Below are 10,573 nucleotides of genomic sequence, written 5' to 3'. Positions count from 1 at the left end.
CCCCTGGCGACGCGAGAGCACTTCGCCCGGAAGCCGTACTTGGCGGGGTTAAGCACGGATTCCGGCGTCACCGCCACTGCACCCAATGACGACGACGCATGTAGCGTGCCACTCATCAGACACCGGTGACAAGAGTGCGAGGAACCGCTCACCCGGATGATTCGACCGTCGGGTCGGACCGGCGGAACGACGCCGCTCCGCCCGCGCGTCACGGGCTCAGGCGGGGGTGGCGCGGAGGGCGCGGCGTCTGCCGATCCACACGACCAGCGCCGCCGTTCCCACGATGATCGCGGCGATCAGCAGCACCCACAGGGCCACCCCGCCGTAGCCGCCGTTCAGCCGGGGGTCGAGGAAGGGGTAGGGGTACCAGCCCGCCTCGCCCGTCCCGGGGGAGACGACCGTGCCCGCGCGCAGCAGCGTGTACACCACCCACACGATCGGGAACACCGCGGCGACCGCGACCGTGCTCCACGGCAGCGCGCGGCGCCGGGGCGCGAACACGGCATCCAGCAGCATCAGCAGCGGGATCACCACGTGCAGCACCTCGTTGGACCACGGCACGGTCGCCCCCTGCGGCAGCTCGATGCCGCGCAGCAGGGTGTTGTACACGATGCCGGTCACGATCATGTACGTGCTCGCGCACGCCAGCAGCACCGCGAGCCCGCGCGGCTCGACCCGTGCATCACGCCGCATCAGGCCCCAGATCCCGCCCGCGGCCAGAGCCACGGCGGCCAGCACGTTGGAGAGGATCGTGAAGAAGCTGAAGAAGTTCGCCACCACGGTCGGCAGGTGCGCGCCCCACGGGGTCTCGGCGGCGAGGGCGATCTCGAGCGTGCGCGTCAGCTGTGCGAGGATCGCGGCGACCGCCAGTGCGGCTGCCACCAGTCGTGCGTAGGGCCACCAGGTCGTCATCTCGCCTCCGAGCCACACTGTAGCGGCACGTCGCGCGTGCCCGACCGCGTCGGGAAGGGCGTCGGAGGCCTCCCGATAGGATGGGACCGCCCGAAGAGGGCCAGCTCATCGGCCGGTGCAAACCCGGCGAAAGCAGGGGAGAACCCATGCCAGGAATCGTGATCGTCGGCGTGCAGTGGGGCGACGAAGGAAAGGGCAAGGCCACCGATCTTCTCGGTGAGCGCACCGACTGGGTGGTGAAGTTCAACGGCGGCAACAACGCCGGCCACACGGTGGTCGTCGGCGACGAGAAGTACGCGCTGCACCTGCTCCCCTCCGGCATCCTGTCGCCCGGCGTCAACCCCGTCATCGGCAACGGCGTGGTCATCGACCTCGAGGTGCTGTTCTCCGAACTGGAGGCGCTGTCGGCGCGCGGCATCGACGTGTCGCGGCTCAAGGTGAGCGCCAACGCGCACATCATCACGCAGTACCACCGCACGCTCGACAAGGTGACCGAGCGGTTCCTCGGCAAGCGCAACATCGGCACGACGGGCCGTGGCATCGGACCGGCCTACGCCGACAAGATCAACCGCGTCGGCATCCGCGTGCAGGACCTCTTCGACGAGAACATCCTGCGCCAGAAGGTCGAGGGCGCCCTCGACCAGAAGAACCACCTCCTGGTGAAGGTCTTCAACCGCCGTGCGGTCACGTGCGACGAGATCGTCGACGATCTGCTCTCCTACGCCGAGCGGCTGCGGCCCATGGTCGCCGACACGGGCTACCTCATCGACCAGGCTCTGGGCCGCGGCGAGGTCGTCGTGTTCGAGGGCGGCCAGGCGACGATGCTCGACATCGACCACGGCACCTACCCGTTCGTCACGTCGTCCTCGGCCACCGCGGGCGGCGCGTCGACCGGCTCCGGCGTGGGTCCCGGTGCGCTCGATCGCATCGTCGGCATCGTCAAGGCGTACACGACGCGCGTCGGCTCCGGCCCCTTCCCGACCGAGCTGTTCGACGAGCAGGGCGAGTGGTTGCGCAAGCAGGGCTTCGAGTTCGGCACGACGACCGGGCGCCCTCGCCGCGTCGGCTGGTACGACGCCCCGATCACGCGCTACGCCACGCGCATCAACGGCATCACCGACCTGGTGCTGACCAAGCTCGACATCCTGACCGGGCTCGAGAAGATCCCCGTGTGCGTGGCCTACGACGTCGACGGCGAGCGGTTCGACGAGGTGCCGGTGAACCAGACCGACTTCCACCACGCGAAGCCGATCCTGGAGTACTTCCCCGGCTGGAGCGAGGACATCTCCACCGCCCGCACGTTCGAGGACCTGCCGCAGACCGCGCAGGACTACGTGCTCGCGCTGGAGGAGATGAGCAACACCCGTATCTCGGTGATCGGCGTCGGCCCCGAGCGCGATCAGGTGATCGTGCGGCACGACCTGCTCGACTGAACGGTGCGACCGTGACGCGCTTCTGGCTGGGCGGCTACGGCCCCACGATGGACGGCTCCGCAGAGGGCATCGGCGTGCTCGCGGGCGACAGCGGCCGCGAGGCCACGACGCTCGCGTACCGCGGCCCGGTCACGCAGACCTCCTCGCCGTCGTGGATCGAGCCTCACCCGACGCTCGACGTGGTCTACGCCGCGCTGGAGGACGACGCGGCCGTGCAGGCCTTCGCCCGCACGGGGGAGACGGCCCTGACACCGCTGGGCGGGCCGGTGGCGACGGGCGACGGCGTGTGCCATGTGGCGGTCTCGCCGGACGGCGGCACGCTGATCGCGAGCTGCTACGGCGACGGCCGCGTGGTGCGCTACGGCATCGCGGCCGACGGGCGCCTGGTGCCGGCGAAGGAGGATGCGGCGGCCGCGCTCCGGGCGGCGCTCTTCGGCGAGTCGGACCCCGAGGCTCCGGCTCCCACGCCCCCGGGCGACGGTGTCGCGGCGACCGATCCGCACGGCGGCCCTGATCGCGCGTCGCATGCCCACTCCGCGGTCTTCCTCACCGACGGACGGCTGGCGTCGACCGACCTCGGCTATGACCTGGTGCGCTTCTGGCGCCTGGGCGGGAGCGGGCTCGTGCTCGACCAGGAGGTGGTGCTGCCGCAGGGCACCGGTCCCCGGCACATGGTCATGCATCCGAGCGGTCACCTGCACGTGGTCACCGAGCTCTCGTGCGAGGTGTTCACGCTGGCGCAGGCGGCGGACGGCACCTGGGCCGTGGTCTCGTCCACCGTCGCGAGCCCGATCGCCCAGGCCGGCGCCGACTTCCCGGCCGAGCTCGCCCGCACGCGCGACGGCCAGTTCCTCTACACCGCGCTGCGGGGCAGCAACACCGTCGCGGCGCTCCGCGTGCGCGGCAGCGGTGAGGCCCTGGAGCCGGTCGCTCTGGCCGACTCGGGTGTCGACTGGCCGCGCCATCACCTGGTGCACGAGGGCAAGCTGCTCGTCGCGGGGCAGCGCTCCGACACCGTGACCCTGCTCGATCTCGATGAGCGCACGGGGGCTCCGCTCGGCGTACGGCACGAGGCGCAGGCGCCCGCTCCCACGCGCATCCTCCACATCCGCTGACTCCGCCCACGCCGGACTTGACCTCAACCATTGTTGAGGTTCTAGCGTCGTGCTCATGATCGACACGACCCTCCCCACGGCTCCGGCGTACCCGGCCGGCCCGCCTCCCGTCCCCCGTTCCACGCATGCCCTCATCCGAGAGGGAGTGGACGCATGAAGGCGATCGTGCAGCGCGAGTTCGGCGATTCCGACGTGCTGCGCATCGAAGACGTTCCGCTTCCCGAGCCCGGGCCCGGCGAGGTGCGGATCCGTGTCGCGGCGGCCGGTGTGCACGCGGTCGACCTGCACATCCGCCAGGACGACGCCCCGCCCTCGATGCCGCGCCCGACGCTGCCGATGACGCCGGGCCGCGAGGTGGCGGGTGTGGTCGATGCCGTGGGGCCGGAGACGGACGACGGGTGGCGCGGCGCCCGCGTGGTCGCGCACGTCGGATTCCGCAGCGGCGGCTACGCCGAGTACGCCCTGGCGGCGGCGAGCGCCCTGCATCGCATCGAGGACACGGTCGCGTTCCCCGCCGCGGTCGCCGCGATCGGCACAGGGCGCACGGCGCAACTGGTGTGGGACGTCGCACTGGTCGTCGCGGAGGACGTGGTCGTGATCCCCGGTGCCTCGGGCGGGCTCGGCAGCCAGGTCGCCCAGCTGGCGCTTGCCGCCGGCGCGACCGTGGTCGCCCTGTACGGGGGTGAGGCCAAGCGCGACGTGGTGGAAGCGCTGCCCCGGCACCTCGACGGTGCGCGCGTGCGCTTCCTCGCGCTCGACGCGACGGACGACGCGTGGCCGGAGCGGATGGGCGCATGGCTGGGTGAGCGTCGGCCGACCCTGCTCGTCGACGGCGTCGGCGGGGCGACGGGGCGCGCGGCGCTGGAGACGCTCGACCGGGGGGCGCGGGTCGTCATCATCGGCTGGTCGAGCGGCACGGCGCTGCAGGTCGACACCGCTGACCTCCTGCAGCGGGCGCTGACGGTGACCGTGCCGCTCGGGCGGAGGGTCGATCTGCGTGCGCTGGAGAGTCGCGCCGTGGCCGCGGTGGCGGAAGGGCGGGTCGCTCCGCCGGTGCACGAGCATCCGCTGGCGGACGCCGCTGCGGCGCACGATGCGATCGCGGAGCGGCGGCAGCGGGGGAAGGTCGTGCTGATCCCGTCGGACTGAGCGACCGGGAGCTGGGGGAATTGCGCGCGGGCCGTCGCATTCCCTACTCTGTTGAACGGTGTTCAGGTGAACACCGTTCAGGAAGGATGCCCGATGACCTCCACCCCTCGCGACACCAGCGCCACCCTCGGCCGGGTGGCCGTGTTCGCCGCCCTCGTCATCGTGCTCGGCACGGTCGTCGTCCCGCTCCCCGGCGGCGTGCCCATCACGGCGCAGACGCTCGGCGTGATGCTCGCCGGCCTCGTGCTCGGACCCCGCATCGCCCCGTGGTCGATCCTGCTCGTGCTCGTGCTCGCCGCCGTCGGGCTGCCGGTGCTCGCGGGCGGTCGCGGCGGCCTCGGCGTCTTCGTCGGCCCCACGGCGGGATACCTGCTGGGCTGGGTCGCGGGCGTGATCGTGATCGGCCTGATCATGCGCACCGGTCGTCCGACCTGGTGGCGGGCCGCGCTCGCCGCCCTCGTCGGCGGCGTGCTGGTCGTCTACGCGTTCGGCATCCCGGTGCAGGCCCTGGTCACGGGAGTGCCGCTCGACCTGACGGCCCTGTCCACCCTCGCGTTCCTCCCCGGCGACCTCATCAAGGTGACGGCCGCCACACTGGTCGTCGTGGCGCTCCGCCGCGCGTATCCGCGGGCGTTCGCCGATCGCCCGACCAGGCAGGAGCCGGTGCCGGCCTGACCGGAATCGGCGTGGCGGGAACAACTCACCCGTGACTCGACGTTCGTCTTGAGCAAGACTGACCGTGCCGACCGACGCGGGCTCCGCGACCGACGCGGGCAGCGCGACGCGGTCGACGGAGAGAGACGACCCATGACTGCCGAGAAGACAACGGACGAATACGACCTGATCGTGCTGGGCGCGGGTCCGGTCGGCGAGAACGTGGCCGATCGTGCCGTGCAGGGCGGGCTCACCGCCGTCATCGTCGAGAGCGAGCTGGTCGGCGGGGAGTGCTCCTACTGGGCCTGCATGCCCTCGAAGGCACTGCTCCGCTCGGCACAGGCGCTCCGCGCCGCCCAGCACGTCGCAGGAGCAGCCGAGGCCGTGACCGGCACCCTCGACGTGCGTGCCGTGTTCGAGCGCCGCGACTCCTTCACCAGCAACTGGTCGGACGACGGACAGGTCCAGTGGCTTCAGGGCGCCGGCATCGACCTGGCCCGCGGCCACGGACGGCTCACGGGCGAGCGCGAGGTGACCGTCACGGATGCCGACGGGGGCACCCGCGTGCTGCGCGCACGACACGCGGTCGCGATCAGCACCGGATCGGATGCCGTGATCCCGCCGATCGAGGGTCTGCGTGAGTCCTCGCCGTGGACCAGCCGCGAGGCCACCAGCGCCGAGGAGCTGCCGGAGAGCCTGGTCGTGATCGGCGGCGGCGTCGTCGCGGTCGAAATGGCCACCGCGTACGCCGCGCTCGGCTCGACCGTGACGCTGCTCGCCCGCAGTGGGCTGCTGGGAGGCATGGAGCCGTTCGCGGGCGAGCGCGTGGCCGCCGGGCTGCGCGAGCTCGGGGTGGATGTGCGCACCGACACCGGCACGACCTCCGTGCGCCGCGACGAGGGCGGTGTCACCGTCACGCTGGACGGCGGCGAGGAGGTCACGGCTGCCGAGGTGCTCGTCGCGACCGGTCGCTCCCCGCGCAGCGCGGACATCGGCCTCGACGTGGTCGGGCTGGAGCCGGGGCGGTGGATCGAGACGGACGACACGCTGCGCGTCCCCGGACACGACTGGCTGTATGCGGTCGGCGACGTGAACGGCCGCGTGCTGCTGACGCACCAGGGCAAGTACCAGGCGCGTGCGGCGGGAGACGTGATCGCGGCGCGGGCGAAGGGCGCGGAGATCGACGATGCGCCGTGGGGCCGTCACGTGGCCACGGCCGACCAGGCCGCCGTGCCGCAGGTGACCTTCTCCATCCCCGAGGTCGGCTCGGTCGGGCTCACCGAGGCGGCGGCGCGCGAGGCCGGTACGCCCGTGCAGGTGGTCGACTACGACCTCGGAGGGGTGGCAGGGGCCAGTCTGTACGAGGACGGCTTCGCCGGGCAGGCGCGGCTCGTGATCGACACCGACCGCGACGTCGTGATCGGTGCGACGTTCGTCGGCCCCGAGGTCGCCGAGCTCGTGCAGGCTGCCACGATCGCGATCGTGGGCGAGATCCCGATCGCCCGGCTCTGGCACGCGGTGCCGTCCTACCCCACCATCAGCGAGATCTGGCTGCGGCTCCTGGAGGGCTACGGGCGAGACTCGGCCTGAGTCGCAATCCGATCGCGACGCGGTGTCGAACAGGGTCAGGATTGTTTCCCATATTGACGACAACGTCCGCAAGGCCCGCGGCGATGTCGTACCCGTCTTATACGCTCGAACCCACATCCGAGGAGGCAGGACCATGAAGGCTGTACTCGCAGGAACCGTCATCGCCGAGGCCGACGAGAGCGACCTCATCCGCATCGAGGGCAACTGGTACTTCCCGCCGGCGTCGGTGGCGCCGGACGCGCTCGTCGAGAGCCCCACCCCGTACACGTGTCCGTGGAAGGGCGAGTGCCAGTACTACTCGGTGCAGGCCGGCGGCGAACTCCACAAGGACCTCGCCTGGTCCTACCCGCACCCGTACCCGTCGGCGTTCGATCGCGTCGGCAAGGACTTCTCCGGCTACGTCGCCTTCGCCCCCGGCGTCGACGTCTCCGCCTGAGTCGCCCGCGCCCGCATCGTCCGACCGACGGAGAGACCCGCATGATCGAGTTCCGCAACGTCACCAAGCGCTTCCCCGACGGCACCCTCGCGGTCGACGACTTCAGCCTGGTGCTGCCCTCGCGCAAGACCACCGTGTTCGTGGGGTCGTCCGGCTGCGGCAAGACCACGCTGCTGCGCATGATCAACCGCATGGTCGAGCCCACCTCGGGCGACGTCGAGATCGACGGGGAGAGCGTGCTGACCGGAGACCCGGTCGCGCTCCGCCGCCGCATCGGCTACGTCATGCAGAACTCCGGGCTGATGCCGCACTTCACGGTGATCGACAACGTCGCCACGGTGCTGCGGCTCAACGGCGTGAAGAGGGCGGCGGCGCATGAGCGCGCCAGGGAGCTGCTCACCACAGTCGGTCTCGACCAGGCGCTGGCGGACCGTTACCCGAGCCAGCTCTCCGGGGGTCAGCAGCAGCGCGTCGGCGTGGCGCGCGGGCTCGCCGCCGACCCGAACATCCTGCTGATGGACGAGCCCTTCGGCGCCGTCGACCCCATCGTGCGCGCCGACCTCCAGCAGGAGACCCTGCGATTGCAGCACGAGCTCGACAAGACCGTCGTGTTCGTCACGCACGACATCGACGAGGCGTTCCTGCTGGGCGATCAGGTCGTGATCCTCGATAAGGGGGCGCGGGTGGTCCAGGTGGGCAGCCCGAGCGAGATCATCGAGAACCCCGCGGACGAGTTCGTGTCGGCGTTCATCGGCGCCGACCGCGGGCGCAGGGCCCTGCACCTCAAGCACACGCCGCGGGGCACGGTCGTCGTCGACTCCGAAGGGCGCACGCAGGGAGCGATCGTGGATGCGCCGGAGGCCCCTATGGGCGAAGACAGCACGGCGAAGGCGGCCCCGTGAACTGGGTCGTCGACAACCTCGGGCTGATTCTCGACCTCACCGTGGCGCACCTGCGGCAGAGCGTCGTGCCGATCGTGCTCGGCTTCGTGCTGTCTCTGCCGCTGGGGTGGGTGGCGTGGCGGTACCGCCTGGTGCGCGGCCCGATCATCGCGCTCACCGGGCTGCTCTACACGATCCCCTCGCTCGCGCTGCTGATCCTGCTCCCGGCGGTGCTCGGGTACTCGGCCATCAGCGAGCCGAACCTGGTGATCGCGCTGACCATCTACGCGGTCGCGATCCTCGTGCGCGCGGTCGCCGACGGACTCGACTCGGTCGACGACGATGTGCGCCAGGCGGCCACGGCCACCGGCTTCGCCCCGTTCCGTCGGTTCTGGGCGGTGGAGTTCCCGCTCGCCGGGCCCGTGATCCTCGCAGGACTCCGGGTCACCGCCGTGAGCACCATCTCGCTCGCCACGGTGGGCATCCTGATCGGTGTGCGCAACCTGGGCTACCTCTTCACCGACGGGCTGCAGCGCCGCATCATCGAGGAGGTGTTCGCTGGCGTGGTCGCCGTCGTCGTGATCGCCCTCGTCGTCGACCTCCTGCTGCTGCTCGCGGGCCGGGCGCTGATGCCGTGGACCCGCGCCGTCTCGAAGACGGCGACGAAGGCGGCCGTCGGTCGCACCGCGGCGATGGGATCGGCCGCATGAACCTCTTTGCCGAGGCCTTCGCCTGGCTGTTCTCGCCCGACCGGTGGGTGGGACCGTACGCCCTCCCCGTGCTGTTCGGCCAGCACATCTTCTATACGGTCGTCTCGGTCGTCATCGCCGCCGTGATCGCCGTGCCGCTCGGGTGGCTCATCGGGCACACCGGCCGGGGCAGGGAGATCGCGGTCGCCGTCTCCGGAGCCGCGCGCGCGATCCCGTCGTTCGGCCTCATGGTGCTGCTGGTGCTGCTCCTCGGCGTGCTGCGCACCCCGCTCGCCGCGATCATCACGTTCGTGCTGCTCGCCATCCCCTCACTGCTGGCAGGTGCCTACACCGGCCTCGAGGCGATCGATCGCCGCGTGCTCGACGCGGCCAGGGCCATGGGCATGACCGAGTGGCAGGTGTTCTGGAAGGTCGAGGTGCCGCTCGGCCTCTCCCTGCTCGTCGGCGGCCTCCGCTCGGCACTGCTGCAGGTGATCGCCACGGTCACGATCGCCGCCTACGTGAACCTCGGCGGGCTGGGGTGGCCGATCATCCAGGGCATCCCGCTGCGCCGCTTCGACCAGGTGCTCGGCGGCGCGATCCTCGTCGCCGTGCTCGCGCTGCTGGTCGACCTTCTGCTCGCGCTCGCCCAGCACGCCGCCGTCCCGCAGGGTGTCCGTTCCCGGCCCCAGAGGCGACGGGCCCGCGCCGCAGCCTCCGCACCGGCACCCGCCCCCGCCTGACCTCACATCCACAGCATCCGTACGCCCCAGAGAAGAGGAAGTCCCATGTTCACCGCACGCACCTCACGCTTCGCCCTCGCCGGCGCCGCCGCGGTCGCCACCGCGCTGGTCCTCGCCGGCTGCACCAGCAGCAACCCGCTCGACACGCCGACCGAGGAGTCCGGCTCCGGCGGTGGCGACACCATCGTCATCGGCTCGCAGGCGTACTACTCCAACGAGATCATCGCCGAGATCTACTCCCAGGCGCTGACCGCGGCCGGCTTCGACGTCGAGGAGCAGTTCAGCATCGGGCAGCGCGACGCGTACATGCCCGATGTGGAGTCGGGCGCGATCGACCTGTTCCCGGAGTACACGGGCAACCTGCTCGAGTACCTCGACAAGGACGCGACCGCCACCAGCCCGGAAGACGTCTACGCCGCCCTTCAGGACGCGTTGCCCGACGGCCTCACCGCGCTCGACTACGCCGAGGCGTCCGACCAGGACACCTATACGGTGCTGAAGAGCTTCGCGGAGGAGAACGACCTCACCACGATCGCCGACCTCGCGAACGTGACCACCCCGGTCACGATCGGCGCGGCGCCCGAGTTCGAGCAGCGCCCCTACGGTCCGGCGGCGGCGAAGGAGGTGTACGGCGTCGACCTCGGGTTCTCCGCGACCGGCCCGACCACGCTCGAGTCGCTGCTGGCGGGCGAGATCCAGGTGGCCGACATCTACTCGGCCGACCCGGCCTTCCAGACCGAGGAGATCGTGGCGCTGGAGGACCCGGAGAACATCATCCTGGCGTCCAACGTGGTCCCCATCGCCTCCAGCGACGTGGCCGACGAGATCGCCGACGTGATCAACGAGATCAGCGCCAAGCTGACCGCCGAGGAGCTCGTCGGCCTCAACGTGCAGAGCACGGTCGACAAGAAGTCGGCGGAGGAGATCGCCAAGCAGTGGCTGACGGACAACGACCTCGTCTGACCTGACAT

At 71.1% G+C, this 10,573-nt stretch carries 11 protein-coding genes; 10 read left to right on the top strand and 1 reads right to left on the bottom strand.

The genetic code is table 11. The features are described 5' to 3' along the window. Positions 1-216: 216 nt before the first annotated feature. A complete protein-coding gene (locus tag M3C17_RS18190; protein WP_259979466.1) occupies positions 217-912 on the bottom strand; it encodes a Pr6Pr family membrane protein in 696 nt (231 codons plus the stop codon). A 146-nt stretch (positions 913-1,058) separates the two neighbouring features. Here M3C17_RS18190 and M3C17_RS18185 point away from each other — a divergent pair, with 146 nt between their 5' ends. The 10 genes from M3C17_RS18185 to M3C17_RS18140 all read left to right on the top strand — a co-directional run bounded on the left by M3C17_RS18185 (position 1,059) and on the right by M3C17_RS18140 (position 10,565). Further along, a complete protein-coding gene (locus M3C17_RS18185; protein WP_259979465.1) occupies positions 1,059-2,345 on the top strand; it encodes an adenylosuccinate synthase in 1,287 nt (428 codons plus the stop codon). Positions 2,346-2,356: 11 nt separating this feature from the next. Then, on the top strand, positions 2,357-3,460 hold the full coding sequence (locus M3C17_RS18180) for a lactonase family protein (protein ID WP_259979464.1): 1,104 nt from the start codon (positions 2,357-2,359) through the stop codon (positions 3,458-3,460). 153 nt (positions 3,461-3,613) lie between these two features. Next, complete coding sequence (locus M3C17_RS18175; protein ID WP_259979463.1) at positions 3,614-4,609, top strand: alcohol dehydrogenase catalytic domain-containing protein; 996 nt, start codon at positions 3,614-3,616, stop codon at positions 4,607-4,609. 93 nt (positions 4,610-4,702) lie between these two features. Then, entirely contained in the window at positions 4,703-5,284 is a 582-nt protein-coding gene (locus tag M3C17_RS18170) for a biotin transporter BioY (protein ID WP_259979462.1), read from the top strand. Positions 5,285-5,416: 132 nt separating this feature from the next. Continuing rightward, on the top strand, positions 5,417-6,853 hold the full coding sequence (locus tag M3C17_RS18165; RefSeq protein WP_259979461.1) for an NAD(P)/FAD-dependent oxidoreductase: 1,437 nt from the start codon (positions 5,417-5,419) through the stop codon (positions 6,851-6,853). A gap of 133 nt (positions 6,854-6,986) precedes the next feature. Then, positions 6,987-7,289 carry a DUF427 domain-containing protein gene (locus M3C17_RS18160; RefSeq protein WP_259979460.1) on the top strand — a complete coding sequence of 101 codons (303 nt, stop codon included), beginning with the start codon at positions 6,987-6,989 and terminating at the stop codon, positions 7,287-7,289. Positions 7,290-7,330: 41 nt separating this feature from the next. Further along, a complete protein-coding gene (locus tag M3C17_RS18155; protein WP_259979459.1) occupies positions 7,331-8,191 on the top strand; it encodes an ABC transporter ATP-binding protein in 861 nt (286 codons plus the stop codon). Next, positions 8,188-8,880, top strand: a complete 693-nt coding sequence (locus M3C17_RS18150; RefSeq protein ID WP_259979458.1) for an ABC transporter permease — start codon at positions 8,188-8,190, stop codon at positions 8,878-8,880. Before M3C17_RS18155 ends, M3C17_RS18150 begins: the two co-directional genes overlap by 4 nt. Next, positions 8,877-9,602 (top strand): ABC transporter permease, encoded by a 726-nt coding sequence (locus M3C17_RS18145; RefSeq protein WP_259979456.1) that lies wholly within the window; start codon positions 8,877-8,879, stop codon positions 9,600-9,602. Before M3C17_RS18150 ends, M3C17_RS18145 begins: the two co-directional genes overlap by 4 nt. A gap of 45 nt (positions 9,603-9,647) precedes the next feature. Beyond that, entirely contained in the window at positions 9,648-10,565 is a 918-nt protein-coding gene (locus tag M3C17_RS18140) for an ABC transporter substrate-binding protein (RefSeq protein WP_259979455.1), read from the top strand. The last annotated feature ends 8 nt before the right edge of the window (positions 10,566-10,573 follow it).

Source organism: Microbacterium sp. p3-SID336, from assembly GCF_025143365.1.
Lineage (GTDB): Bacteria > Actinomycetota > Actinomycetes > Actinomycetales > Microbacteriaceae > Microbacterium.
Note: the sequence above shows the minus strand (reverse complement) of the source record. Positions and strands in the feature narration are given on the sequence as shown.